The sequence below is a fragment of the Virgibacillus natechei genome (assembly GCF_026013645.1).
Classification (GTDB): Bacteria; Bacillota; Bacilli; order Bacillales; family Amphibacillaceae; genus Virgibacillus_L; species Virgibacillus_L natechei.
Map to the genome: position 1 here is coordinate 2,548,442 of NZ_CP110224.1, position 26,394 is coordinate 2,574,835.

Genomic DNA, 26,394 nt, shown 5'->3' on the forward strand with positions numbered 1-26,394 from the left:
TAAGTTTAAAAATGCTTCCATCCAATCTTCGGTATTATTTCGTGTATATGCTTAACTGATTGAATGTTCTACCTTATCTCTTACTTATATTGTAGTTTACTACTACTTTATACCCTGTGATTCAAATCACGTTTATTCGTTAATTTATGAACAATCTTTGACGTTAGTAAATATAGTATTAACCTTTGTAATAGTGTTAACATCGCATTTTTAAATTGATTTAAATTGTGATTTATTTCACAATTAATGCTATTTTTATTTTCAAAAGAGAGACTTTTAGCCTGGATTGGTAACTTTGAATTCTAGCGTTATAATAACAAATGAAGAATACTACGCACACCATCCATTGCATTTCCCAAAATAATGTTTATATCTCACGGCGATCCTGCAAAAATAAAGGCAGGCTAGTTAAAAAAGCAACAACACATCATTACCGATGCGTTGCTGCTTTTTCGCAACTATTACTTTTTCCTATAAGGATCTGTGGGAAAAATAATACCTAATTTATGATGATCCCCCTCATACAAAGCACTTTGGACAAATCTGATTTCACCTGCATCATCCAGGACGCCTAATTTAAAAGATGCCCCACTAGCTTGTAGGGATTGGTAAAACTCATGAACACTACTGATTTTTATTCCATTAACTTTTACAATTGTTTCTCCCACAAGAATATCAAGCCTCTCTGCTGGCGTTCCAGGTATTAGTCCGAGTATTTTTAATCCATGATCGGTTTGATGAAAATAGGCACGTCCTAAACGATCATTCATGCGCTGCCTATATTTTATAAATTCCCTACCTAATAAAGCGAATAACACTGCCACAAGTGATAACCAAGATACGAAAATACTACCAATTGCTAAAGCGATTACGATTAAGCCTAGAACTAAAACATATGCAGCCAGTCTAATTGCTGTATTTTGTGGCAAGCTTCCTTTAACTACATGATCAAACCCAATTATAAATGGCACAAGCAAAAGACTATACGTTTCATCCCCTAATGAAAAATAAGGCCAAAACGGGGCAATTGGTGTAATCATTCCGGCTGGCACCAATATAAAAAATGGAATGATACTTAGCTTTTTAATATGATGACGACCAATCCATCCCCCGCGATTTCCAATAACTAGCTCAGGAAATGTTTCATTACGCTTTATGCGACCAAGGTTTATCGCTTCCACCAGTAAGAAGATCCCTAATAAAAGACTTAATCCCGTGAAGTTAACAGACGTAAATAAGTCAGCATCTATATATGTTTGGTCTTGCAAAACAAATGGTAGGAACAAAAGTAATAAATATGTAATCCCTATCGTATAACTTGCTGACAGCATCGTGAATTTTGTCGTTATACTTAGCAGGATGACGACCAAACTTAACAAGAGGATCGTTTCATATGTGAAGACTAAACCTGCTCCTAATGCAATAATAGAAATAATAATACCAACAATAATCGACGTAATCCAGGTATTTTTCCATTCTGAAAAAATATCAAATACCTTAATACCAAAATCCATTCGTTCTCTTTTAATCCGCTTATACCCTGCGAATGCTGTTAATAGTAAAGCCCAATACAATAATGGATTTAAAAATAATTTTCCAATTCCTGACGCTATTTCTATTCCCCATGCTTCTGTCATTATTATCACCTTCCAGAAAACGCTTCTCTATCTATTAATACTATTCGATATTTGTCGAATTATTTCCTGCTTCATTTACTGGAAATTATTATAACAGATGAAAGTCCGCGAGCAATACTCGCGGACCTAAAACTTATTGATACAATTCGCTTAACGCTTTTTCCAACTGGAGGTCATCTTCACCATTACGAATTTTTTCTACTACGTTCGTCTCAATCGTACCAGCTGTATCGGAGTCAACTTCTCCAGTTACTTCCAGGTCATTATCTGCCTGAAATTCACTTACAGCCGTTTCCGTTTCTTCACTGAAGTAGCCATCCGAACGTCCAGTGTCGTAGTTTAACCCCATAAGCATAATTTGAATATTTTCAATGTCTTCATCTATTTGATCATATGTTAAAGGTTCTTCAACTTGGATTGGATTGGTGTAAAAATAATCAGGTTGAGAAGCTTCGATCGTCGGCTCAACACCCGTTTCATCTATCCATTCGCCATCCGGAGAAAGCCATTTATCTGTTGTAAGCTTAATCGAACTTCCATCTCCCATTGGGACAGCTTGCTGAACGGTTCCTTTTCCAAAGCTCGGTTGTCCAACAACATCATAACCCATTTCCTGTAGTGCAACTGCCAGAATTTCAGATGCTGAAGCACTTCCCTCATCAATTATCACGCTTATCGGATATTCTTTTGTTTCTTGGAGTTGAGAATAAAACGGCGTTCTCTCTCCGTCTTTATCTTCTATCTGTAAATAAGGTTGATCCTCAGGTATAAACAATGAAAGAATATCTTCAACGATGTTAAGGAGACCACCAGGATTTCCACGTACATCGATTACTAAACCTTCCATGTCTTCATTTTCGAGCATTTCTAGTTGTTCTTCAAATTCTGTTCCGGTATTCTCAGAGAAATTGGTTATTTCCAGAATTCCAGTTTCGTTGCCATCAATCGTTTCCATACTGCTATAAACAGTTTCAACTGGAATTTCATCACGGACAATCGTCACCTCAAATGAATCGGAGGCACCTGATCGTTGAATTTCCAAAACGACTTCTGACCCTTTTTCGCCGCGTATTTTAGCAACAGCTTCATTTAAATTCAACCCAGTCAGACTCTCGCCGTCAACTGATAACACCTGGTCATTTGGACGTAATCCAGACTCTTCTGCTGGAGAATCTTTAATGGGAGATATGATGGTTACCATCTCATTCTCCATACTTACCTCGGCGCCTATACCTTCAAAAGAAGACTCGATCTGTTCATTAAATTGTCCCATCATTTCAATATCCATATAAGAAGTATGTGGATCTTCCAGGGTTGACAGCATTCCTTCAATAGCACCCTCAATTAATTGTTGGTCTTCTACGTCATCTACATAATTTTGCTTAATTACATTAAATGCCTGACCAACCTTTTGCATCGTTTCAGGTGAATCTTCTTCCGTTCCCTCACCTATCATACCGTGTAATGCTTCAGGAACTTCCTGTCCCGCACCATCGGCTTGTGCATATTTAACACCAGCATATGCGCCGCCAAAGCCCAGAACAATTGCCGTAAGCAAAATAATGATTATATGTGACTTTTTCAGATTCATTTACTCACCTCTTAATAACGTTTATCCTATAAAAAAGCATACCATTATCTTACTCTAATGACTATGGTTTTGACTTTTAATTTATGTAATTGTAACCTTTTTACTATTGTAAAAAGGCATCACACCGTAATGGTAGATGCCTTTTTTATCGGACATTTATTTTTATTTCATAAGTGGTAGTGGGTTTACAGGATTTCCATAACCACCTTTATGTATTTCAAAATGCAAATGTGGCCCAGTAGAGTTACCTGTGTTTCCTGTTGCTCCAATCGTTTGCCCTTCACTCACTGTTTGCCCGCTCGAAACAGACATACTGCTTAAATGTGCATAAACGGTTGTATAACTTTGACCATTAATCGAGTGGGAAATTATAATTACATTTCCAAAGCCACCTTGCGTTCCGGCTGTGCTCACGACTCCGTCTGCAGCAGCTCTGAGTGTAGTGCCTATTGGAGTTCCAAGGTCAATGCCATTATGCATTCGCGCATCTCCATGTATAGGATGGGAATCCCTCATTCCAAAAGTATCCGTTAGGCCTCCTGATGCAGGCATGCTAAATTTACCATTCCCACCACCAGAATTTGTTGTAGATGCTACGACTGAATTACCGGAACCAGAATCATCATTTGAACCGGATTCTTCTTCTTCTGCTTTCTCTTGTTCAGCTTGAGCTGCTCTTTCTTTTTCACGTTCTTTTTCCTTCGCTAATTGTTCCAGTTCACTTTTTTCATTCTGTGCTAATTCGATCGCTTTTCTATTTGCTTCTTCTTCTGCACGTATTACTTCTTGTTCTTCTTCCTGTGTGAGCATTTTTTCTTCCAATTCACCATGCTCTTCTTCTAGCTCTGCCATTAATGTTTCTCGTTCGTCCATTTGATCATCCAATTGGCTTTCTAGTGCTACCAACTCTTCTTTCTGGCTTTCTAAAGCAGCTTTTGTTTCTTCTGCTTCAACAAGCTTTGTTTCCACTTCATTTTTATTTTCTTCCAAGGCTAGCTTGTCCGCATTATGTGCCTCCATAATCGATTTATCCTGATCCATGATGACATTTACTGCAGAAGACCTGTTAATAAAATCACCAAAACTTTGAGAGCCTAAAATCACTTCCAAGTAATGCATTCCACCACCGTTTTTTTGAATCGAACGAAGACGGTCTTTTAGTAACTCATCACGTTCTTGTATACGATCCTCTAAAATAACAATCTCATCTTTTAATTCTTCTATTCGGTTGTCTATATCTTCAATTTCCTGATTTGTTTCATCAATCTCCGTTTCTTTTGATTGAATATCAGTCTGTGTTTCGGATAACTGGCTTTCAATATCACTAATTTCATTGTTCACCGTGCTTTGTTCATCTTTATTTTCATTTATTTCTTCTTCGATTTGTTCTTTATCACTTTCTAGATTTCCTTTTTCATCTTCAAGGTTACCCTGTTCATCCTCTAATTCGTTAATTTCTTTCTCTAAATCACTAATTGATTCGGCAGAAACCGATCCAAAATTCACTAAACTTAGTATTATTGCCAGAGCTGCGCTAATAATACCTAAACCTATCTTTTTCATCCTCGTTTCCCCTTCCCTCTGTACAAACTCATTTTTCTATTTTTCTTTCAGTTTCCCTACTATACTTTCAAAAATTTACGTACACTCATTACACTTCCCCAAACGCCAATGAATGTACCTATCGCTAGAATAAGGATAGAAAGTTGCCATGCAAATGGATTAAATGGTAACAGTTCTACAAATCCGTAGCTTATTTGTCCGCTAATATTAGCATCTAAATAATAGTATCCTGTCAGGATCACGGTGATCGGAATAATAGAACCTAATATTCCAAGTAACATTCCTTCTATAAAAAAGGGCCACCTGATAAAGCTATTTTTTGCCCCTACTAGTTTTTGAATACCTATCTCCGTACTCCGAGCCATGATTGTGATTTTTATTGTGTTAGATATAAGGAATATTGCTGTAAATACCAGTCCGATAATTAATACTAGGCCAATCACTCGAGCATATTGATTAAACTCGAATAATTGTTGTACAACATCTTGTCCGAATTCCACTTCCTGGACACCTTCAAGTTCTTCAATATTCGAAGCCACGTTCATCGTTTCTTCTGGATTTACTGCTCTTACAACGTAAGCATGATTTAACGGGTTGTCCTGTTCAAATAATCCCCATGATTCCCCCTCTTCTCCCATGCTTTCAACTAATTGTTCTAATTGTTCATCTTTTGATGAAAATACAACAGATTCAACACTATTAATTTCTTCTATCTCATCACCTAATGTGGTGATGTTCTCTTCGTTTAATGTCGGGTCGATTAGTGTAGTCATTTCAACATCATCTTCAATATTGGATGCCATTTGGTTTAAGTTGAGCATTAATGCAAGAAACACACCAACTAAAACTAAGGTCATCGTCACTGCACCTACAGAGGCAACTGTCATCCAACCATTTCGTCCTATATTTCTTATCCCTTCACGTAAATGTCTTGTTAGTGTTCTAAACTTCATAGCCGTATTCACCCCGGACTTCATCTCTAACAATTAGACCATCTTCAATAGCAATCACACGTTTTTTTATCGTATTTACTATTTCCCTACTATGAGTGGCCATGATAACGGTTGTTCCTTTTGTATTAATCTCTTCAAATGTCTTCATAATTTCCCAGGATGTATCAGGATCCAAGTTTCCAGTCGGCTCGTCAGCAATGACTATTTTCGGATTATTTACGATAGCACGCGCGATCGATACACGCTGTTGCTCCCCGCCTGATAATTCATCAGGAATAAACCGGGCTTTGTTTTTTAAGCCGACGAGTTCCAATACGTCCATCACACGTTTTCGAATATTGCGAGGAGTTTCCTCAATGACTTCTAAAGCAAAAGCAACATTTTCATAGACTGTTAGTTTTGGCAACAACTTAAAGTCTTGGAAAATCACACCTACATCTCTTCGTAAATAAGGGACCCTTTTTTCTTTTATTGTACTCAAGTCAATGTCATTGACAATAATAGAACCATCTGTTGGTTTTACTTCTCTATATATTAACCGTATAAATGTTGACTTACCAGCGCCACTAGGGCCAACAATATAGGTGAATTCACCCTGTTTTATATCAATATTTACACCACTTAGAGCACTAACTCCATTGGCATAGGTTTTATGTACATCTTTCATTAATATCATATATCTATCACCTTTGTATTTGTTGTTATTCCTAGTTGTCTAAAATCTATTGTCTATTTCGTATAGTTTGCGGCTCGCTCGTACCATATATCAATTTGGCTTCACTGCCAGGATTCCCGTAGGATAAGGAAATCTTAAGCACTGTTACATCTTCGTGCGTGATTGTGTATGTATTTTCGAGGAGCCTATGTGTATTCGGACTGCTAGGCAAATTTGTAGCATGTTAAAACATGCGCACATTTCTAATTATGTAATCTCAATAATTCCTTTTACAGTATAACATTTTTCTACAGGTTTTTTGGACACAATATTATTACATTTGTATTTCAATTTGATTATTTTTGTAATAATATAGGGGAAATTGCATTATTATGGAAAAAAGCATAACTTTGCTTCGTTGGGTCCGTCTGTTAAATTACGATAAACGACAAAAAACCCGACTCACATTATTGTGAGTCGGGTTTTTATAGTAGGTATTTACGTTTATTCCATTCCTGCTAACCATGTTGCAAGTTCGTCTAATTCATCCTCAGGAACATCAACAGGTTGCATGCTTCCCATGCCATTGTTAACAATATCCTTGATTTCTTCAGCTGAATAGGTTGCACCTGCTTCTGTTAACCCTGGGCCAGCGCCGCCAGATAGGTCCGCACCGTGACAAGCCGCACAATTACTTTCATAAATTTCTTCAGCTTGAGCAGTATCAACGGATGCGCCCTCTTCCGTGCCATTATCCCCATTGTCTGCTGGATCTTCTGTTGCACCATCGTCATCTCCGCCGCCTCCGCATGCGCCGAGCACTAGAAATGAACTAAATAATAGTGTGAATAACCATTTTTTCAACTTAAAACACCCCTTCATTCGTTAATTGTAAAGAATATCAAACCTAGTATAACCCTTTTATTCCTTTTTTAATACTAAATAAAACATGAAAATAAGCGTGCAAGCGAAGTAAAATGCAAGTGGCGCAATGCCTTTGGTAATTTGTGTCAATTTAGTAACTTTTATAGCTACTGAGCTGTAATACCTTTTCGGTTTGTTAAACTAATTCATTTGTGAACGTAAAAATGAATCAATAAATGAGCCTATACCACCATCCAGAACGGCCTGCGTATTTCCAACTTCCTTATTCGTTCGGTGATCTTTTACCATTGAATAGGGATGCAATACATAGGAGCGAATTTGACTACCCCAGCCAATCTCCTTTTGTTCTCCCTGAATATCATCAAGCTCTTGTTGCTGACGCTCTATTTCTTTTTGATACAATTTCGACTTCAGCATCTTCATCGCAACTTCACGATTCTTAATTTGGGATCTTTCGTTCTGACACGTTACAATAATGCCAGTTGGAATGTGCGTCATTCTTACTGCCGAGTCCGTTGTATTTACATGCTGCCCACCTGCACCACTTGCACGATAGGTATCTATCTTAATATCTTCTGTTTTCACTTCTATATCCACATCATCGGTTATTTCCGGTAAAACTTCACAGGACACGAAAGAAGTGTGACGACGTCCCGATGAGTCAAACGGGGATATACGCACCAATCGATGAACCCCTTTTTCTGCTTTTAAGTAGCCATAAGCATTAGGCCCATTAATTAATAACGTCACACTTTTAACTCCAGCTTCGTCGCCTGGTAAATAATCCAGTGTCTCTATTTTGAAGTTTTTACCTTCAGCCCAACGTTGATACATGCGAAGTAGCATGCTTGCCCAGTCCTGCGATTCTGTTCCTCCAGCACCAGGGTGAAGCTCAAGTATTGCGTTATTCGCATCATAAGGTTCACTTAACAGCATTTGTAATTCAAAATCATTTACTTCCTTCATTAAACTTTTTATTTCTGAATCCAGTTCATCAAATAACTCCTGATCTTCTTCCTCTTTCACAAGTTCATAAGATACCTCTAAATCACCTAAACGATTATCAATCTCATCGAACTTATACACATAACTTTTTAACCCGTTACCTTCGTTGATAACTTTTTGAGCATGTTCCTGGTCATTCCAAAATTCCGGAACCGTCATTTCCATTTCTAATTCTTTAATGCGAGCCCTTTTATCATCTAAGTCAAAGTGACCCCCTAAAGTCTTCAATTCGTGTGCTCATTTTATCCAATTCATTTCTAATATCTACCATTTCCATCCATTTCACCTCAACTGAATTTATTATTATATGTCTTTTACGTTTAATGAAAACACTCCCTTTCTTGGAAGTGTTCTCACCCATTTCAGTTATCTGTTCAAATCCGTACGATTAGCCAGTTTTTTTAGGCGGCGCCATGACAATTTTTATATTTTTTACCACTGCCACATGGACATGGTTCATTTCGGCCAACATTATGCTTTTTTATATGTGGTTTACGCACTTTTTTCTTTTCTTCCTGGCCACCTGAGACTGCCTGGGTATCTTTTACTACTTCTTCTCGTTGTAGATTATCACGAATTTTTGCTTTCATTACGTATTTGGCAACTTCTTCTTCAATATTCTCAATCATCACTTCAAACATCGAAAAGCCTTCAAATTGATATTCACGCAATGGATCATTTTGCCCATATGCCCGTAGGTGGATCCCTTGACGGAGCTGTTCCATTTGATCAATATGGTCCATCCATTTTGTATCTACTGTTCGCAGTAAAATAACTTTTTCAAATTCACGCATTTGATCTTCTGATAGTTCTTCCTCTTTTGCATCATAGCTTGTACGAACTTTTTCCATAATGAATGCATTGATTTCTTCGGGTTCTTTTCCAGTAATATCATCTACTGAGATATCTTCTGGTTCCAATAGATTACCGTGTGCGTATTCAATAATCGATTGTAAGTCCCAATTATCTTCATCATCATCCTGTGTATGTGTTGCCACAACACGATTAAGTGTCGATTGAATCATGTTTTCAACTATTTCACGAAGATTTTCATCGGCATCGATAACTTCAAATCGCTGTTTATAAATAATTTCGCGCTGCTCACGAAGAACATCATCGTATGAAAGTACTTGTTTACGTGCATCGAAGTTATTTCCTTCTACTCGCTTTTGAGCAGATTCCACAGCCCGTGAGACCATTTTACTTTCAATTGGTTGATCATCTTCCATACCTAAGCGCTCCATCATTGACCGTAAATTATCGGAACCAAAACGGCGCATTAAGTCATCGTCCATTGATAAGTAAAATTGAGTCACACCAGGATCTCCTTGTCGACCAGAACGACCACGCAGCTGATTATCAATCCGTCGTGATTCATGTCGCTCTGTACCAAAAACAGCAAGGCCACCAGCATCCTTAACGCCAGAGCCTAATTTAATATCCGTACCACGACCTGCCATATTTGTTGCAATCGTTACAGCGGATTTTTGACCAGCATTTTCGATAATCTCTGCTTCACGAAAATGGTTTTTCGCATTTAATACATTATGTTTTACTCCTGCTTTTTTCAATAGCTGAGAAATAATTTCTGATGTTTCAACAGCAACTGTACCAACCAGAACTGGTTGACCTGCATTATATCGCTCTTTAATATCATTCACAACTGCTTGAAACTTACCCTGCGTTGTTTTATAAATCATATCTGCCCTATCATCACGTATGATGGTCTCATTCGTTGGAATGGCAATTACATCCATATTATAGATGTTTCGGAATTCCGATTCTTCTGTCTTTGCAGTACCAGTCATCCCAGAAAGTTTATTATACTTTCTAAAGAAGTTTTGGAACGTAATGGAAGCCAATGTCATACTTTCATTTTGAATCTGCAATCCTTCTTTGGCTTCAATTGCCTGATGTAAACCATTACTATAGCGACGACCTTTCATAAGTCGACCTGTGAATTGGTCCACAATAACTACTTCGTCCTCTTCTATTACATAATCCGTATCTCTATGCATGGATGCATGTGCCTTTAATGCTTGGTTTATATGATGGATAAGCGAAACATTATCAAGGTCGAATAGGTTTTCAATTTTAAAATAGCGTTCAGCTTTATTAATACCTTCTTCCGTAAGCTGAACCCCTTTTGTCTTTTCATCGTACGTATAATCAGTCTCTTGTGAAAGGGTACTAACGAAACCATCTGCACCTTGGTATAGAGATGCTGACTTTTGTGCGGATCCTGATATAATTAATGGTGTTCTTGCTTCATCAATTAAGATCGAGTCAACTTCATCAATAATCGCGAAATTCAATGGTCGCTGTACCATTTGTTCTTTGTACAACACCATGTTATCCCTCAGGTAATCAAATCCATATTCATTGTTTGTACCATACGTAATGTCACAATTATATGCTTCTCTCTTTTCTTCTTTCGACAAGCCATTACCATTTAGACCAACCGTTAATCCTAGAAATTGATAAAGCTCCCCCATCTCTCTTGCATCACGATCTGCCAGGTAATCATTCACTGTGATGATATGAACACCCTTACCGGATATTGCATTTAAATATGCCGGCATTGTGGAAGCTAACGTCTTACCTTCTCCTGTTTTCATCTCAGCGATATTCCCTTGATGAAGGGCTACTGCACCTACGAGCTGCGAAGGAAATGGCCGCATACCTAATACACGATTTGCTCCCTCACGAACAACTGCAAACGCCTCAGCAAGTATATCATCCAAACTTTCACCATTAGCGTATCGTTCTTTAAATTCTTCTGTCTTTTTTTGAAGCCCTGAATTGGATAACTTTTTTATATCCGTTTCCAAAGCTTCTATCTGGTCAACTTTTTTTTGTATTCTATTAAGCTGTTTTTGGTTTCCATCACCAAATATCTTTGTCAATAACCCAGCCATTGCAAAACGCTCCTCAATTAATTCAAAAATTATACATTAAAATAGTGTCTTATGCTCCATTACAATAATAACACTATCCAAACAAAGATGACAACTGCTTCCCTCACCCTACTTTATCTTTTCCCGAAAGAAGACTCCCTCTTCAAGCGCATGAAGGACTATAGTCCATCGGTAAAGGGGAGATGAATTTCGGTTGGCGATAGCAAAAAGATCCTCCCTATGATATAATAGGAACATATATACGGATGAGGTGAATAGGATGCTGGTCCAAAAAGCTTTTAAGTTTCGTATCTTTCCGAATAAAAAACAAGTAGAGCTTATTAATAAAACAATCGGTTGTTCCCGATTTGTTTTCAACTTCTTTCTTGGTAAACAGAAAGAGAAGGATGCCTATTGGTACATAACGGAAGAAATGAGACTAAACGGGCAGCTACCAATCAACAACTGGAAAGGTCAATATTTCAATAAATACGAATCGGTGAAGACGGTTCGCCAGCTCAAAGAATACTATCCTTTCCTTAAAGAGGTAGATAGTATTTCGCTTCAAAAGTCCGTTGAAAACGTAGCTGATTCCTACCAGCGCTACTACAGGAAACAAAACCAAAAACCGCGTTTTAAAAGCAAAAAGAACAAGGTCCAGTCCTATAGTACAAAGCAAACAAATGGCAATATTGATGTGTTAGGTAAACACATCAAATTACCGAAATTGGGTCTTATCCGTTTTGCAAAGAGCCGTGAAGTGGAGGGGCGTATCATAAATGCCACCATCCGACGTAATCCAAGTGGGAAATATTTTGTATCCATCCTAACAGAAACGGAAGTTCAAGCATTTGCTAAAACCGATTCGGTTGTCGGCGTTGATTTGGGGTTAAAAGATTTTGCAACACTTTCAGATGGGAGCGTATTCCGTAACCCGAAATGGCTCCGTACATTGGAAGGAAAATTAGTGAAGGCACAGCGCATTCTTTCAAGGCGTACCGTGAACAGCTCCAATTGGAACAAACAACGAATCAAAGTTGCACGTATTCATGAAGCGATAGCCAATAGTCGAAAGGATTATCTGGATAAGATTTCAACCTCCCTCGTCAAAAACCACGATGTGATTGGTTTGGAAGACTTGTCTGTAAGCAATATGCTTAAAAATGGAAACCTTTCCAAAGCTATAAGTGAAGCCTCCTGGGGCCAATTCAGAACGATGTGTGAATACAAAGCAGCGTGGTACGGCAAAAAGGTCGTTGTTGTTGGCAAAAACTTTGCAAGCAGCCAGCTTTGTTCTGGATGTGGCCATAAAAATAAAGACGTTAAACATCTCGCTTTACGTGAATGGACTTGCGCTTCTTGCGGAAGTCATCACCAAAGAGATATTAACGCAGGATTAAATCTTAGAAACGAAGCCATTCGTCTCTTAACTGTCGGAACGACAGGGATAGCCTAATAAAAAACTGGCGGTTACGCCGGTGTTCTTAGGAATCCCCCACTTCAAATTTCAGGAGAAATTAAGCGGAGGGTAGTTCAATGTATCATATCGAACAACAGCTTTTCCTCCAATTTGCATAGTAAAGTAAGGTAAACCATATGAAAAACTTTGCCTTTACGGCACATAAAAAGAGTAACCTGAGGATAGGCTACCCTTTGACTTTGGGGATATTGGAGGAAATTCTGCAGTTTCATAAAACGAGGAAATCATTTATGAAAGGTATAATCATGTTGAATTTCGTCCTTTTTAGAAGCTGCGTCCGAAACTCTCCGATTTGTTGCAGCTATGATTTTAACCAATTGAGAAATTGTCTTTTCCTGCTGTTGTACTTTTCTAGTTAATTCATTCAGTACCATACGGTCTTGATCACTCAATGAGTAACACCTCCTAGTTCAATTGATATAGTTATATCATGTGTATAGGTCAAAGGTCTAGTTTCTGTTTTTCAATTTTAGAATCTGATTCGACAAAAAAATTGCCTTTTGACCTAGGTTTAAGCATGATTTTAAACGATTTTTGCAGATTTTACTCCTTTTAGTCCTTCCAAAATTCAAAATTAGCATTTTGTTCTACAATATTCGACATATATAACTAAAACACTTATAGAGGTATGCTGGTTTCCTACCCGTGAACAAAAAAAGACAATCCCATTTGTAATAGGACTGTCTTTTGATATGTTTTGTTGTATTATACATTCGGCTCAATTAAACCGTATTTTCCATCTTTACGTCGATAAACGACGTTTGTTTCATTTGTAATCGCATTTGTAAATACATAAAATGCATGGCCTATCATGTCCATTTGTAAAACAGCTTCTTCTGAATCCATCGGTTTTAAATCAAAACTTTTCTTTCTCACAATTTCAATTTCGTCTGATTCTTCTTCAAGTGCAATATTATTTGCTTCTCGTTCCAATTCAGCAAATACATGCTTTGGAGCTCCATTTTGTCGGAATTTTCGATTTACTTTTGTTTTATATTTACGTATTTGTCTTTCTAGCTTGTCAACAACTAAGTCAATGGCAGCGTACAGATCAACGTGCTGTACTTCACCTCGCAATAATAAATCTGTCATTGGGATTGTGACTTCAATTCTCTGTTCTTCGTTATAGACACTTAAATTGACATGTACATCGGATGCGGGAGGTGTATCAAAGTATCTTTCTAATTTACTGATTTTCTTCTCTACATATTCCCTGATTGCTCCGGTTACCTCAAGATTTTCGCCACGAATGTTATATTTCATTAAAGTGTCCTCCTTTTTTTCCTTTGAGTATAGTATACTACTTTTCCCACAAAATTTCTCGATTAAACTAGATAAATAATCTATTAAAAATAGATACCTTCTTAAAGATTGTCTTGTAGGTGTTTACAGCGTTATATAAATACTAATTTCTTTTTAGAAAACACGCTCGTTTATTTTTAGGCAGCTAACACAGCGGATCTATTTCGTTTCTTATCTGCAAATAAAAACCAGCCTGTTGTGTTTCCACCAACAGACTGGTTTTCTAGCATGAAGCGATTTACCGAAAAAGGTCCATCAAACGGTCCCAAAAACCTTTTTCCTCTTCTTCCACTTCTTCCGTTGTTTCAGGTTCTTCCATTTCAATACTTTCTGTTTGCAAGACGAATTGCACGATGTCGATTTTTTCATTTTGATCCGACACAAACGATTGCGGTTCAAAATCAGAGGAATCATATTCATCCATCATTTCATCGACCTCTGACTGCATTTCGTTGGGTAAATCACTGGTTTCTTCCTGCAGCTCTTCTGTTCCGTTCTTGAGCTCATCTGCCCCGCTGTCAAGGGAGGAAGTACCGTCAGACAACCCCTGAATACCGGAATTAATATCCTGGTATGAAGAAGCCAGACTGCTGACGCCATCCGTATAATCAACCAAACCGCTATGGAAGGATTGGTACTCGGATGAAAGGGTGGATAATCCGTTCTGCAACTCTGCTAGAGCATCCAACTGATCCAGGTTTTCCATGCCACTATCAACCTCATCAGCCAGCGAATCCAATTGATTTGCCATTTCCTCCATTGGTCCGGATGCTTGATCTAATGCTCCCGTGACAGCTCCAAATGCTTCCTGAACAGCAACATACGTTTCTTTTACAACCTGGGAAGCCTGGTATGTTTCAATCAATTGATTCATGATTTTCGTGTCAATTTCATTATTTTGCAGCTCCTGAAGCAGCTCACCAATTTGTTCTTCACTAATTTCATAATCCGGGATGCCGTTTATAGCTTCATCCAAATTGCTATATGCTTCATCATAATTGTCACGCAATGTATTTAGTCCGTCACTAGACTCTCGCAAACCACCTGCCAATTCACGAAGGCCTCCAGGCAATGCTTCAAGCTCGCTAAGATCCGGACTGTCAGTACTTCCCTGGACAGCATCACTCACATTTTGCAAAGCATCACGAATTTCCGCTGACCCATTAATCAGATCGCCGGATGATTGATCAAGCTCGTTGATGCCATTCAGATAGTCGCTGGAACCACTGCTTAGATCTGATGCACCTGCATTCAAGTCAGAGATACCGCTGTTCAAGTCACCTACACCTTGGTTGATATCGCTGATGGCATCAGTTAGTGACTGCATCTCACCCTTCACTTCGCTTAAGTCTGGATCCTCAATCGACATGGACGCTGGTGTTGCCGAAATGTCTATTGGGGTCATCTCAAAATCAGTGACATTTGTAGATACAATAAATGCTTCCTCTTGCTCAGGCATCACGGTAAATGAAATTTGTTTATCTTTTCCTGAAGTAGCTTCTATTCCATCCGGAGCCTGAATATCATCAGCAATTGATGGATCGAGCGTCAATGAAATTTGCAGCAAATAGTTTTCGAAAAACGATGGATCAACATCTTCATTTGCGGAAGTAGCAATCTGAATTTCCAGTGAACCACTTTCCCCCGCCAAATCTTCAGGTTCCACTTCTTGGCCATCCAATAAATAGGTAATCGTAATATCCCACGGGAGCGATTGATTTTCCAAATCTCCCTGGTAATAAAATTCATCTTCTTCTGCTTGAATATGGACAGTATTATTCGTTAGTTCGATATCTGTTAAATTACTCAAGTTGCGTACATTCGTGTAATTTCCGTGATCCACAATTTCACCAGGTTCGGTAACGTGGAAGGTATTCACGACATACATGTTTTCCAGTACGCCATTTGCATCTAAATTGCCGTAAATGGCTTCATCCTTAGCAGCATACTCACCTGAGCCGTGCGCGTCCTCTTCACTGGTATTATCTTCAGCAAAAACATGTAAAGGAAGCGATCCAGCCACCATTACAGCACACATTATCACAATCGCTATTTTCCGTATGCGCACATCATAACGCCCCTTTATAAAAATTTGATTTCCATGTTGTTTTTTCAATAACCCGGTCAAATACAACAAGCAAGGCCGGAAGAAAGAGCACGACCATCATAAATGCGAGCAAGGCACCACGTCCCAATAGAAGCCCAATAGACGATACGATTGGATCCGTCGACGTTGCCCATAAAATAAAGCCAACACTGGACAGAATAGATGCCGAAACACCGATCGAGAAAACCTTCTCATTAAGGGATTTCTTAATCGCATCCATGGCGCTCATCGCTTTTCGGTTTTTCGTATAGTCTTCTGTCAATAGTATCGCGTAATCGACTGTTGCAGCAAGTTGAACCGTACTAATTATCAGGTAACCTATATACACAAGGGGAGAATCTGCAAAGTATGGCACCGATAAATTTATCCATACAGCTGCTTGAATCGTTAACAGTAGTACGATCGGGAAGGAAATGGACCGGAATGTAACGAGCAGGACAAGAGCTATGGCAATCACAGTCAATACGTTGACCATCGTATTATCATTCTCCACGATTTCTCTCATATCATATAGCGTTACACTTTCCCCGAGCGCGTGATAATCATCACCGTAGTAGTCCGCCGCAGCGTCCCTTACACCTTCCACTAGAGCAAATGCTTCGTCACCCTCTATATCAGTTGTTGTATTTAACGTAATCCGGCTGTAGTCCTCTGAAAAGAACTGTTCCGTCTGGGAATCATCAAGATATTCCGGCGGTATGCCTGCACCAATGGTATTGACATAGGAAATCGTACTTGCTACTTGATCAAAGTCATCAAGTTCCTGTACGAGCTCTTCTTCTCGTGCGAGATCACCTTTTGGCACCATCAAAACCATTGGTGTATGCTCACTAAATGACGCTTCGATTTCAGCTGCATCACTGCCGGCTCGTGTATTCTCAGGATGATCCCCGGTTCCATAAATGAAATTGGTCTGACCCTGCCCCAAAAATGCCGGAACGATTACGATCAGTACAAGCAGCAAAACAGGGATGCGTAATTTAATGAGGTGTTTTCCGATATTATACACACTCGGCATGAATTGTTTATGCTGTGTTTTATCAATCCATTTATAAAACATTAATGTAAGTGCCGGTAGGAAAACCATGACACTGATAAAACTGAGCAGGATGCCTTTCACCAGGTTCAAACCTAAATCGGCACCAAGTCCAAATTCCATAAATGTCAACGCTGTGAACCCGAAGAACGTGGTCGACGCACTCGCTGCGATGGCCGGGAATGATCGCTTCATCGCACGCTTCATTGCTTCTTTCGGGTCCGCTATCTCCTTCCGGTAATCGTCAAAGCTATGAAGCAGAAATATCGCGTAATCAAGCGACACGGCAAGCTGCAGAATTGGTGCTACCGCCTGCGTTACAAAGGAAATCTCACCAATAAAAATATTCGTTCCCAGATTGATCACTACAGAAACGCCAATAGCCGCCAGGAAAAATACCGGCTCGATCCATGACCTCGTTGACAACAGAAGAATCAAAATAATCATTGGAACGAGGATAAGCGCTGCATTCAACGTTTCCTCGCCTGTCATTTGTTGCGATATCGCTGTATCCAAGGCTTCCCCTGACATCGCATTGTCCTCACCAATCAGCTCATAGACTGCATCGGTTGTTTCCACTTCTTTGCCTTCTTCAATATGAAAGGAAAACAGCGCATTGCCATCCTGGTAATGCGACTCAACCGTATCCGTATCAGCCATTTCAATTGGTGTCTGGATATCGATCACATCATCGAGCCACATGACATCAGAAACACCTTCAGCCGCTTCAAGATCTTCCTTGAATGCCATTGCCTCCTGGATGCTGATGTCCTTCATCATGACTCGTGTGTTGGTCATGCCTCCGTCAAATTCATTTTCCATCTCATCCATCGCTTGAATGGACGCGGCATCATCCGGCAGGTAGTCGACCATATCATAATTGATCGATACCGCAAATTGCACCACCGCACTGACGATTGCCAGAATGATAAAAGTAATAACAATCGGTTTTCTTTTGTTTAAAATGCGTGTTGTCATATCAATCGGTGTTCATCCTCTCTTGCATCATTCATTCGAACACGATAATATTATATACGACACTATGTTGGATTTACAACAAACAGTTTTATAACATACGTACAAAAGCCAACATATGATTAAAAAACGTTGGCTAACACTAAAATGAAAGAGTGACAATTTTATGAACGAAAGACTCGATCGTCGCAAAAAATATACTCGTATGGTTTTAAAGGATAGTCTAATCGCCTTATTAAAAAACAAACAGATCTCGAGCATAACGGTCAAAGAAATTTGTGAACATGCGGATATTAACCGTTCCACTTTCTACACACACTACAGGGATCACTTTGATTTGTTGGAGCAAATAGAAGAAGAAATCATTACGGACTTAAATGCCTATTTAAGTCAATATAATTTCGCGAAGGAAGAGGAAGCACTGCAAATGACGGAGAAGCTCCTGGAGTACATCGCCTCAAAATATGACATCTGTCATACCCTTCTCAATGAAAATGGTGATCATTCCTTTGAGCGACGAGTCATGGACGTAGCGCGAACATTTCTGATCAAAAGCTGGATGGACAACAATGAAGTTGACCCTGACACATCTGAATACGCCAGCACCTTTGCCATCAGCGGAAGCATTTACGTTATCAAACATTGGTTGGCAAACAATATGGACCAACCACCGAAACAGATCGCGCGATTAATTAATAGTTTTAGGCTTAGGGAGTGAGAGAGGGTACAAAATTGATAAAAGTCGACGTAGTGACAAATCTTTTGCAAACGCTGGGTTGAGAGCTGGGATACGCTACGGAAACACATTTCGCGCACCTTAGGGTGGCTGGTGAGCCTCCACGTGTTGGCGCACTGCGGGATTTAGATATCAATTTCAATTCCAAATTCATATGAAAAAGCAGTTCAATTAAGTGTACAAATAGTATTTTTGTACTCCAAAACTGAACTACTCAAATGAAGGATTCCTTACCTTATTTTTTACTATCCATAAACATCCCATCCATTGCTTGGATACTTTTATATGGATTTGTATAGGTTCGATTCGATTTTTTTTGTTTTTTTACTTGTTTCATTTCCGTTTTTAATTGGCTAAATAAATGGTTCATTTCTACTTGAATGGCCTCATTCAATTGAACGAGTTGTTGTCCTAGTTGTTTTTCTTCTTCTGTGTAAGGGGGTACTAGCTCCTCTATATATTGGCTTCTTTTTTCAACTAGTTGATTAACCTTCTCGATTACTTCTTCTCTATTTTTCGCTGTAATCTCCTTATCTAGTACATGCTTTAGGTTTAATGTGATTTCATAAAGTGATGTTAGTCGATTCATTATGCGTGTACACCTTTTGCAGGTTGTGCTTTACGTGTTTTCAAGATAACTTCTTTCCATGTATCTCGAAACTCCGTTACAAGTCGTAACGCTTCTTCCAGTTTATCTACTTCATTTTTTACGTTACCTTCTTTAAGCTGAAATTGGATATAGTCGTATAATGGTAGCATTTGTTTCGAAATTTCGACCTCTTTGTCTAACGTAAGCATCAATTCTTGAATAATGTTTTGAGCTTTTTGGATATTTGTATTTTTTGCCTCATAATTCGTTTCATTCATTTCTTTCATTGCTTGTTTAATAAACTTGATACACCCATTATAGAGCATGAGCGTCAATTCCCCTCCAGAGGCAGTATTGACAGAATTGTTTTGATAGACTTGATAGGGATTATTAAGTGTCATTCTTTTTCACTCCTTTATCATTGGACATGGCATAGATTATTGACCACCAAATTGGTCCATTAACATCGTTGATTGTTGATTCATCCTTGAAATTGCTTGTTCCATTGCAGCAAATTCATTCAAGTAGCGTGTTTCTGTCCTGGTTAATCGATCTTCAAACGCACTTATACGATCATCTAAATCTTTTAAATTCTTCCCTATCGTATAATTTTCAAGGGTATCGGTTCCTTTACCCGCACGCTCTTCAATGCGCCCCATTGTTTGTTCAATAGAATCCTCTAAACGATTTACGAGGCCTCTGCTTTCATCATCTTCACTATTGGAAAACAGCTTTTGGACTTCATTCGGGTTCTCTTCTAGCGCACTCCTTAAAGTATCTTCATCAACTTCAAGTTTTCCACCATCTAAGTAATTCGCACTTGTTGTAATACCAATTTGTGTTATCGACGTTATATCTCCATCTGTCTCCACGTTGGAATACCAACTTTGACGCATGGAAAATAAACCATTCGTTATAGACGATTCACCTTTGAGAATTCCACTCATCGCTTGTTCTTCCCAAAGTTCGATTTCATTCTCGGTCATTTCATTTTTTTGCGCTTCAGTAAGTGGAGGGTAATCACGGTTTCGTTCTTCCTGCTGGGTTCCATTTAACGTGTCCACCACTTCATTGTATTGGTCGATGAACTCCATAATCGAATCAAAAGCAGCATCTGTATCATTGTCTACAGTTAGAGTCGCATTTCCTTCTGTTTCACTTTTGAATTCAAAGTTTATACCGTTGAGCGTATAATTATTATCCTTTGATTCGATTTCAAATTCATTGTATTCGAACACTGCGTTTTTTCCGCCTGTTTCTTCTCCGATATCCATTTTCAGTTCGTTATCAAGAAATGAATCCTTTTTAAAATATATTTCTGGTTCAATTATCTCACCATCACCATCTATTTCAATTTCTCCGTTATTGTAACTCCCTGTCCTCGTCGTTTCCATAAATACTCTGTTAGACTGCTCATCATAGAAAGCTCGAACATGATTGTCCTCATCATTTGTGATTTTTGCTAAGACATCGTTTAATGTATCACCTTCATTAATATCATAACTGTGTGATGGTTTTATTTTTTCACCGTCCTCATTAAAGGTATCAAATTCAACTGTTCTTTCCTCATCTACAGAACCCTGTCCCACTAGTGGCTCATCAGCTTTAATATCTAACTCACCCTGAGTCACATTCATCGCCGAAGTCGCCAGTTGAGTCACATTTATATTATAAGACCCTTCCGGAGAATCGGCATTTCCTGTTGCTGTTACTGCATCTTCCTGCGTAGAATTAACTGTTTTTGAATTATAAGTACGACTATATTTCATATCCGACAGCATATTATCTAATTCTAGTAGACTTTTATTAATATCTCGAAACCCATCTCGCTCCCACTCCAACATTGTTTTATCCTGTTCCATTTTATTAAGTGGTATTCGTTCCGCAGCCATTAGATCGTCTACCATGGAATCTGTATCCATTCCACTTACTAACCCACCAACTCGCATCTAATCACTCCCTTTAAATCTTTTCATCAACAAGAATTCCCATAAATTCTGCCATTTCCGCATACATATCCAACATTTTTTTTGGAGGAATCTCCTTAAGAACTTCATCTGTATTCGTGTCAACAACGGACACATAATATTTCTCTAGCCTCTCATGCATTTCAAATTTCACATTTGTACGTATTGGATCCAGGGATTCATTTAACATGGAAATTGCCATGTCAATCTCTTCTTTGTTTGTTGTTTTCACTATATTGCATAGGCTGTGGTTCATGCATTGGTTTATCTATTCGCATCCCGCATGCAACTCCCATGATAAGTTATTTCTTCTTATATCGGTTTAAAGTTGTTAAGTATGTAGGTTTCCCCCAAAAAATAGTTCGATTGCACCAGTTACTCTTTATTTTCCTTTAATAACTCAAGCAAATCTGATGAAACATTCGCTGCTTCATTATTTTGCTCTTTGATATCAAGGTAAATTTCTCGGCGATAGATATCCACAGATTTAGGGGCATCAATTCCAAGCTTTATTTGGTCCCCTTCTATTGCGAGCACCTTTATTTCTATATCTTCGCCCAGCTGTATTGCTTCATCCTGCTTTCTCGTTAGCACAAGCATAATTATTCTCCTCCCGCTTTCAAATGATTACCTGGAGATATTGGAGCTTTTGCAGGGATATTGTCCATGTTTAATATGTATTGCTTTCCCTGTTTACTGGAAGGATTAATAATGACTGGTGCTTTTAAATTTAAAGTGCTTGTGTTAAATGGATTTTTTAATGTAACAATCGTAACAACCATAACGTCCTTCTCACTTTTAACTTCTAAACTCTCTACTATACTATCATCAAGTTCAAATGAATAATCATGGTAAAAGTGATAGGGATTCGTAACAATGAATGCAGTGTTTACGGACTTAACGGATTGTAAAACCTGAAAAATTGGATTATCTGGAAAGTCCACTAAAGCAAATTCCGTTTCATCGATAAATCCGGGTAGACCTACAGGAAATTGAATGATTTTGGATGCGTCAATTTCTACTTCTCCTAAATATTTTGTATGTAAATGCATGCTAGTTAGGTCATCCTTTCCTATGTAAAAAGATTGATAACATCTATTTCTAAATGCTGATATTGTTTCATGCTTGTTTCGACAGACCCTGGTTCATACTGATGGACCGGACTACGTGCTTCTGCATTAATAATTGGCTTATAAGTTTGTACATCAATTTGTACGGTCGAGGGTTGATAGTTCGTTTCAACAGCAAATGGTGATGGTATAAAATCTATTCCTAAAGCTCTCTTATCATCAAATGCATTCGTTACAGCCTGGTTACTAATAGGGGCGCCGTCGCTCTCTATTTTCATCAGTTCTGCGCCTTGTTGCGTCCTTCGTTCTAATCCATTAAGCCAATCGCTTTGTGCAGCTTGTGAATTCTTTGCATTCCATTTAAAGATATGCATTACGTTCATATCTTCCCATGCTTTTGTTTGATCAATTTGAAGCTTGGAAGGAGTTGTATTCATCGACAATTCTGCTTGCGGTTGCTGTATGGAAAGCTCAGCTTCAGGTTGACTAATTTGTTGATTTGAAGGTGTATGTTGGATTTGAATCTGTGCCAATTGGGATTCCATTCGAATTTGTGGTACTTGCATGCACAATCTCCCTCCCTCTATTTATAATGACCCCGCCCTATGACGGGACAGGGTCATTTAGTATCAGCGTAGAAAATCCATTAACGTAGGCTGAACAATTCTTGCTCCAGCTGATAAAGCTGCACGATGTAAACTTTCTTGTGTAATTAATTCCGTAATCGCTTTTGCATAATCTACATCTTCATTTTCTGACATCGTTTGGGTCGCAACAATTTCCTGGTCATTTAGGCGGTTCTCAATTAACTCTAATCGATTCATACGGGCACCTAAATCCGCCCTTGCATTGATCGTGTTATTAATGTTATCGTCCATGGATTCGATACTCTGCTCGATAGTTGGTTGTTCATTATTATCTAATGCATCTATAAATCCATCGATATCCCCAAATAATTTATCATTAAAAACATCTCCAGAATTAACATTTGCTTGCAACTTCGTGCCATCAGCTACTTCTATTCTTACAGCCTCATCATTAAGATCAATTTCTACTATTTCCCCATCTTCATTGACCTCTATTGGCTTTGTATCTGTATTCGTTCCATTAAAGATATATTTCCCATTTACATTTGTGTTCGCAATATCAATGAGATGCTCTTTTATCTGTTCCACTTCTTCTTGCATGTTCTCTCGTTCGTCCGCATTATATGTATCATTACTAGCTTGTAAAGCCAATTCACGTAAATTCTGCATCGCTTGTGTTGCTTGATCGAGTGCAGCATCTGAGTTGTCCATCCAATTATGAACTTCATTCGTATTACGCTGAAATTGTTGAATTTCAGTCACTTGACTACGATAATTCATACCCTTCATCGCAGTTACTGGGTCATCAGAGGGGCGATTGATTTTTTTACCAGTACTCACCTGGTTCATATAAGTATCCAATTTGGCATTACTGTTGGATAAATTTCGCATCATATTATGTGATAGCATTCCTTGGGTTACGCGCAAAAATGATCACCTACCTTCCTACTAAGCCCATATTATTTATTACTTGATCAAGCAATTCATCTACTGCTGTCATACTTCTCGCTGCTGCGCTATATGCATGTTGAAATTTAATCATATTCGACATTTCCTCATCTAAGGAAACTGCACTCACGGACATGCGTTGATTTTCTACCTGTGATTTGAGTGCACCCGTATTATTCGTCATACGGTTAGCTTCCTGTGCAATAACACCCATATCAGCAATAAGGGACTCATAGAAACCATTTATAGAAGTACCTGGTCCTAATGCATCGCTTTCTAGATTTGTTTTATTAAAAACTTCTGCCAAATTGGAGGCATTATCACCATTTCCAGCATTTTCATCTTCACTAGCCGCTAGTTTATCAGGTTCTTGTACAAGATAGTCGGACACAACAATAGAACTGGCTGCTGCGTTATCCTCAAAATTAAAAAAATCTGCGTCTGTTTCGCCATTCAAATCATAACCGTTGCTATGAACGTCGTTAAATTCAGTTGCAAACACATCAGCCATATCATCCAAATCAGAAAGCATATCGGTATAAATACCCGCCGTCTCGTTGTCTTCATCTTCTGATTCATAGCCATATGCTTCAACTAATCCTTTTAAAGAACCATTGGAACCCATTATTTCCACTGGTTCTTCACCGACAGTAACCGATGTAACCTCTTCAGAATCATTATCGGCATAGTTAACTTCAAGTTCATTAACTCTCTCGTCCTCATCCGCTTCTGCGTCAACCAATTTCACACCAAGTGAATTACCTTTATCATCTACTATCTCAATGGTTGCCAATCCATCAGCGACATCCGGTGCGCTCTCTGCGCTCTTCGAATAGCTGACCTTTATGTTAATAACGTTTGAAAGTTCATCAATTAAGCGATCACGTTCATCATATAAATCATTTGCTACATTTCCATTCACTTCCGTTTGCTTAACCTGCTCATTAATGTTATCAATTTGATTTAATAGTGAATTTACTTCTTCTTCCGTTTGATCAATTTGGTTTTTTAAATCAGAACGAATGGAGTCTAGCGATTCAGATAAATAATTAAAATTTTCAGCAACTGCAACTCCTCGTTGAACAGCTACAGATCGTTCCCCAGAACTTTCAGGGTTCACAGAAAGATCCTGAAGTGACTCCCAAAATTGATCCATTGTATTGGATAGACCATTTTCGGACGGTTCATTCATTAAACCTTCCATACGACTAAGTGCGTCAGACTTTGTTTCCCAGTACCCTTCTTTACTGTTCTCCGCACGATACTGGTGATCCAAGAATTCATCTCGAATTCGCTGAACGGAACCTGCTTCCACCCCTGTTCCCATCTGCCCAGCGGTTACAGGTTGATTTCTTGAAGCAGCAGGATACGGGGACGCACTTTCAAAATTGACTCGCTGTCTCGAATAGCCTTCCGTATTAGCATTTGCTATATTATGACCTGTTGTATACAGTGCAGATTGTTGGGTAGATAGTGCTTGCCTTGCCATCTCTAAACCATGAAATGTACTCATGTTTTTTTCCTCCATTTCAAACTTCTTACTTAAGGCTGTCTAACAGGCAGACCGACTACATGTGTTGTAGCCCTCGACTTATGCTTGTGAATCAAATACAGAACGTTTCATCGCGCCTGAATCCTGCTGTTTATTTCCATAGTTTATATTCGTAATCGATGGTTGCAACGTATCGATTGATAATTGGACAAATTGCATCGATTGGTTGATTAAGGATAGATTGAGCTGTTCCTGTTGCTTCAATTCGGTAATTATTTGAGTTAAATTAATGGTAGCCTGCTCCAGCTCCTGCTTCTCCTTTTGATCACTTACGATCTCAAGCATACGTGTTATTGTTACATCATTAGATGGGAGTTCATTCTTAAACAGCCACGTCTCAACCGCTTCCTGTCTACTCTTTTCTTCTTTTTCCAATACACGTATTTGTTTTCTTTCTTTTACAAGTAATGCTTGTAAATTCTCAACAGATCCTTCTTTCACTACTTCTGTTTTTTGCTTGGAAATAGCTACTAATTCCTCATGGATGTTTACTAGATTTTGTAATTTTTCAAGAATCGTTTCTACGGACAAAATAACGCCCCCTTTAGAGGTTTTTACACTTTATTCATTATTTCTTCGACCAAAAATCAATCATTTTCTCTGCTGTGCGCTCGGGATTTACCTTGTATTCTCCAGATTCAACAGCGTTTTTAATTTCCTGCACATAGGAAGCGCGCTGCACATGTGGCTTTTCGTTTTCCTGCAGTTGTTTTGCCTGACTGGATATCTCTATTTGATCCTTTTTATTTACTTCGTTCTTATAGTCCGCTTGCTTCTGCATTTGATTTTTGTATGGATTAAAATTTGTTTGATTCGGTCCATTTATTTTCAAAGGAAATTCACCTCTTTAGGTTTCGTT

Annotated in this window: 26 protein-coding genes; 2 read left to right on the plus strand and 24 right to left on the minus strand. The window is 38.6% G+C overall.

All coding sequences use genetic code 11. The features are described 5' to 3' along the window. Nucleotides 1-461: 461 nt before the first annotated feature. From OLD84_RS13215 to secA, 8 genes are all read right to left on the minus strand, one after another. Entirely contained in the window at nucleotides 462-1,637 is a 1,176-nt protein-coding gene (locus OLD84_RS13215) for a PDZ domain-containing protein (protein ID WP_209462592.1), read from the minus strand. 133 nt (nucleotides 1,638-1,770) lie between these two features. Then, nucleotides 1,771-3,228 carry a S41 family peptidase gene (locus OLD84_RS13220; protein ID WP_209462591.1) on the minus strand — a complete coding sequence of 486 codons (1,458 nt, stop codon included), beginning with the start codon at nucleotides 3,226-3,228 and terminating at the stop codon, nucleotides 1,771-1,773. Nucleotides 3,229-3,390: 162 nt separating this feature from the next. Further along, a complete protein-coding gene (locus tag OLD84_RS13225) occupies nucleotides 3,391-4,791 on the minus strand; it encodes a murein hydrolase activator EnvC family protein (RefSeq protein WP_209462590.1) in 1,401 nt (466 codons plus the stop codon). 59 nt (nucleotides 4,792-4,850) lie between these two features. Continuing rightward, complete coding sequence (gene ftsX / locus OLD84_RS13230; RefSeq protein WP_209462589.1) at nucleotides 4,851-5,744, minus strand: permease-like cell division protein FtsX; 894 nt, start codon at nucleotides 5,742-5,744, stop codon at nucleotides 4,851-4,853. Beyond that, entirely contained in the window at nucleotides 5,734-6,420 is a 687-nt protein-coding gene (gene ftsE / locus OLD84_RS13235; RefSeq protein WP_209462588.1) for a cell division ATP-binding protein FtsE, read from the minus strand. Before ftsE ends, ftsX begins: the two co-directional genes overlap by 11 nt. 483 nt (nucleotides 6,421-6,903) lie before the next feature. Continuing rightward, a complete protein-coding gene (cccB, locus tag OLD84_RS13240) occupies nucleotides 6,904-7,263 on the minus strand; it encodes a cytochrome c551 (RefSeq protein ID WP_209462587.1) in 360 nt (119 codons plus the stop codon). Between the two features lie 201 nt (nucleotides 7,264-7,464). Continuing rightward, nucleotides 7,465-8,566, minus strand: a protein-coding gene (gene prfB, locus OLD84_RS13245) for a peptide chain release factor 2 (RefSeq protein ID WP_209462586.1) whose coding sequence is annotated in 2 segments (ribosomal slippage) — nucleotides 7,465-8,493 and nucleotides 8,495-8,566 — 1,101 coding nt in all. Because the reading frame shifts where the segments join, the coding sequence is not laid out codon by codon here. A 124-nt stretch (nucleotides 8,567-8,690) separates the two neighbouring features. Next, complete coding sequence (secA, locus tag OLD84_RS13250) at nucleotides 8,691-11,207, minus strand: preprotein translocase subunit SecA (protein WP_209462585.1); 2,517 nt, start codon at nucleotides 11,205-11,207, stop codon at nucleotides 8,691-8,693. A gap of 259 nt (nucleotides 11,208-11,466) precedes the next feature. Between secA and tnpB the strand changes: the two genes are divergently transcribed. Beyond that, a complete protein-coding gene (gene tnpB, locus OLD84_RS13255; RefSeq protein WP_264917207.1) occupies nucleotides 11,467-12,642 on the plus strand; it encodes an IS200/IS605 family element RNA-guided endonuclease TnpB in 1,176 nt (391 codons plus the stop codon). Between the two features lie 248 nt (nucleotides 12,643-12,890). On the opposite strand, the gene OLD84_RS13260 is transcribed toward tnpB, so the two are convergent. The 5 genes from OLD84_RS13260 to OLD84_RS13280 all read right to left on the minus strand — a co-directional run bounded on the left by OLD84_RS13260 (nucleotide 12,891) and on the right by OLD84_RS13280 (nucleotide 18,089). Beyond that, nucleotides 12,891-13,058: a hypothetical protein gene (locus OLD84_RS13260; RefSeq protein ID WP_209464227.1), complete on the minus strand. Its 168-nt coding sequence runs from the start codon at nucleotides 13,056-13,058 to the stop codon at nucleotides 12,891-12,893. A 313-nt stretch (nucleotides 13,059-13,371) separates the two neighbouring features. Next, the gene (gene hpf / locus OLD84_RS13265) at nucleotides 13,372-13,929 is read right to left on the minus strand and encodes a ribosome hibernation-promoting factor, HPF/YfiA family (protein WP_209464228.1); all 558 of its coding nucleotides are present in this window, start codon (nucleotides 13,927-13,929) and stop codon (nucleotides 13,372-13,374) included. A gap of 176 nt (nucleotides 13,930-14,105) precedes the next feature. Then, a complete protein-coding gene (locus OLD84_RS13270) occupies nucleotides 14,106-14,237 on the minus strand; it encodes a hypothetical protein (RefSeq protein WP_264917208.1) in 132 nt (43 codons plus the stop codon). Continuing rightward, nucleotides 14,207-16,036 carry a YhgE/Pip domain-containing protein gene (locus OLD84_RS13275; protein WP_209464229.1) on the minus strand — a complete coding sequence of 610 codons (1,830 nt, stop codon included), beginning with the start codon at nucleotides 16,034-16,036 and terminating at the stop codon, nucleotides 14,207-14,209. The genes OLD84_RS13270 and OLD84_RS13275 overlap by 31 nt, the downstream gene beginning before the upstream one ends. A 1-nt stretch (nucleotide 16,037) precedes the next feature. Continuing rightward, nucleotides 16,038-18,089, minus strand: coding sequence for an efflux RND transporter permease subunit (locus OLD84_RS13280; RefSeq protein ID WP_209464230.1), 2,052 nt, complete (start codon nucleotides 18,087-18,089; stop codon nucleotides 16,038-16,040). Nucleotides 18,090-18,252: 163 nt separating this feature from the next. On the opposite strand from OLD84_RS13280, the gene OLD84_RS13285 reads away from it, so the two are divergent. Continuing rightward, nucleotides 18,253-18,804 (plus strand): TetR/AcrR family transcriptional regulator, encoded by a 552-nt coding sequence (locus OLD84_RS13285; protein ID WP_209464231.1) that lies wholly within the window; start codon nucleotides 18,253-18,255, stop codon nucleotides 18,802-18,804. Nucleotides 18,805-19,057: 253 nt separating this feature from the next. On the opposite strand, the gene OLD84_RS13290 is transcribed toward OLD84_RS13285, so the two are convergent. The 11 genes from OLD84_RS13290 to flgM all read right to left on the minus strand — a co-directional run bounded on the left by OLD84_RS13290 (nucleotide 19,058) and on the right by flgM (nucleotide 26,367). Further along, nucleotides 19,058-19,411, minus strand: coding sequence for a flagellar protein FliT (locus OLD84_RS13290; RefSeq protein WP_209464232.1), 354 nt, complete (start codon nucleotides 19,409-19,411; stop codon nucleotides 19,058-19,060). Continuing rightward, on the minus strand, nucleotides 19,411-19,812 hold the full coding sequence (fliS, locus tag OLD84_RS13295) for a flagellar export chaperone FliS (RefSeq protein ID WP_209464233.1): 402 nt from the start codon (nucleotides 19,810-19,812) through the stop codon (nucleotides 19,411-19,413). The genes OLD84_RS13290 and fliS overlap by 1 nt, the downstream gene beginning before the upstream one ends. A gap of 36 nt (nucleotides 19,813-19,848) precedes the next feature. Then, nucleotides 19,849-21,360 carry a flagellar hook-associated protein 2 gene (locus OLD84_RS13300; RefSeq protein WP_209464234.1) on the minus strand — a complete coding sequence of 504 codons (1,512 nt, stop codon included), beginning with the start codon at nucleotides 21,358-21,360 and terminating at the stop codon, nucleotides 19,849-19,851. A 13-nt stretch (nucleotides 21,361-21,373) separates the two neighbouring features. Next, entirely contained in the window at nucleotides 21,374-21,634 is a 261-nt protein-coding gene (gene flaG / locus OLD84_RS13305) for a flagellar protein FlaG (RefSeq protein WP_209464235.1), read from the minus strand. Between the two features lie 119 nt (nucleotides 21,635-21,753). Further along, nucleotides 21,754-21,978, minus strand: coding sequence for a carbon storage regulator CsrA (gene csrA, locus OLD84_RS13310; protein ID WP_209464236.1), 225 nt, complete (start codon nucleotides 21,976-21,978; stop codon nucleotides 21,754-21,756). Between the two features lie 2 nt (nucleotides 21,979-21,980). Beyond that, nucleotides 21,981-22,430, minus strand: coding sequence for a flagellar assembly protein FliW (gene fliW / locus OLD84_RS13315; RefSeq protein WP_209464237.1), 450 nt, complete (start codon nucleotides 22,428-22,430; stop codon nucleotides 21,981-21,983). Nucleotides 22,431-22,450: 20 nt separating this feature from the next. Beyond that, nucleotides 22,451-23,014 carry a DUF6470 family protein gene (locus OLD84_RS13320; RefSeq protein WP_209464238.1) on the minus strand — a complete coding sequence of 188 codons (564 nt, stop codon included), beginning with the start codon at nucleotides 23,012-23,014 and terminating at the stop codon, nucleotides 22,451-22,453. A 63-nt stretch (nucleotides 23,015-23,077) separates the two neighbouring features. Further along, complete coding sequence (flgL, locus tag OLD84_RS13325) at nucleotides 23,078-23,962, minus strand: flagellar hook-associated protein FlgL (RefSeq protein WP_209464239.1); 885 nt, start codon at nucleotides 23,960-23,962, stop codon at nucleotides 23,078-23,080. Nucleotides 23,963-23,972: 10 nt separating this feature from the next. Continuing rightward, nucleotides 23,973-25,496 carry a flagellar hook-associated protein FlgK gene (gene flgK / locus OLD84_RS13330; RefSeq protein WP_209464240.1) on the minus strand — a complete coding sequence of 508 codons (1,524 nt, stop codon included), beginning with the start codon at nucleotides 25,494-25,496 and terminating at the stop codon, nucleotides 23,973-23,975. A gap of 78 nt (nucleotides 25,497-25,574) precedes the next feature. After that, nucleotides 25,575-26,066, minus strand: a complete 492-nt coding sequence (locus tag OLD84_RS13335; protein WP_209464241.1) for a flagellar protein FlgN — start codon at nucleotides 26,064-26,066, stop codon at nucleotides 25,575-25,577. A gap of 37 nt (nucleotides 26,067-26,103) precedes the next feature. Continuing rightward, on the minus strand, nucleotides 26,104-26,367 hold the full coding sequence (gene flgM, locus OLD84_RS13340) for a flagellar biosynthesis anti-sigma factor FlgM (RefSeq protein ID WP_209464242.1): 264 nt from the start codon (nucleotides 26,365-26,367) through the stop codon (nucleotides 26,104-26,106). Nucleotides 26,368-26,394: the final 27 nt, after the last annotated feature.

Bases quoted from the DNA above. Each gene is read 5' to 3' on its own strand.
- OLD84_RS13280 (WP_209464230.1), bottom strand. From the start codon at position 18,089: ATGACAACACGCATTTTAAACAAAAGAAAACCGATTGTTATTACTTTT.
- fliW (WP_209464237.1), bottom strand. From the start codon at position 22,430: ATGCATTTACATACAAAATATTTAGGAGAAGTAGAAATTGACGCATCC.
- flaG (WP_209464235.1), bottom strand. From the start codon at position 21,634: ATGAACCACAGCCTATGCAATATAGTGAAAACAACAAACAAAGAAGAG.
- OLD84_RS13215 (WP_209462592.1), bottom strand. From the start codon at position 1,637: ATGACAGAAGCATGGGGAATAGAAATAGCGTCAGGAATTGGAAAATTA.
- hpf (WP_209464228.1), bottom strand. From the start codon at position 13,929: ATGAAATATAACATTCGTGGCGAAAATCTTGAGGTAACCGGAGCAATC.
- OLD84_RS13220 (WP_209462591.1), bottom strand. From the start codon at position 3,228: ATGAATCTGAAAAAGTCACATATAATCATTATTTTGCTTACGGCAATT.
- OLD84_RS13300 (WP_209464234.1), bottom strand. From the start codon at position 21,360: ATGCGAGTTGGTGGGTTAGTAAGTGGAATGGATACAGATTCCATGGTA.
- csrA (WP_209464236.1), bottom strand. From the start codon at position 21,978: ATGCTTGTGCTAACGAGAAAGCAGGATGAAGCAATACAGCTGGGCGAA.
- ftsE (WP_209462588.1), bottom strand. From the start codon at position 6,420: ATGATATTAATGAAAGATGTACATAAAACCTATGCCAATGGAGTTAGT.
- OLD84_RS13225 (WP_209462590.1), bottom strand. From the start codon at position 4,791: ATGAAAAAGATAGGTTTAGGTATTATTAGCGCAGCTCTGGCAATAATA.
- fliS (WP_209464233.1), bottom strand. From the start codon at position 19,812: ATGACACTTAATAATCCCTATCAAGTCTATCAAAACAATTCTGTCAAT.
- OLD84_RS13290 (WP_209464232.1), bottom strand. From the start codon at position 19,411: ATGAATCGACTAACATCACTTTATGAAATCACATTAAACCTAAAGCAT.
- secA (WP_209462585.1), bottom strand. From the start codon at position 11,207: ATGGCTGGGTTATTGACAAAGATATTTGGTGATGGAAACCAAAAACAG.
- flgK (WP_209464240.1), bottom strand. From the start codon at position 25,496: ATGAGTACATTTCATGGTTTAGAGATGGCAAGGCAAGCACTATCTACC.
- ftsX (WP_209462589.1), bottom strand. From the start codon at position 5,744: ATGAAGTTTAGAACACTAACAAGACATTTACGTGAAGGGATAAGAAAT.
- tnpB (WP_264917207.1), top strand. From the start codon at position 11,467: ATGCTGGTCCAAAAAGCTTTTAAGTTTCGTATCTTTCCGAATAAAAAA.
- OLD84_RS13285 (WP_209464231.1), top strand. From the start codon at position 18,253: ATGAACGAAAGACTCGATCGTCGCAAAAAATATACTCGTATGGTTTTA.
- OLD84_RS13320 (WP_209464238.1), bottom strand. From the start codon at position 23,014: ATGCAAGTACCACAAATTCGAATGGAATCCCAATTGGCACAGATTCAA.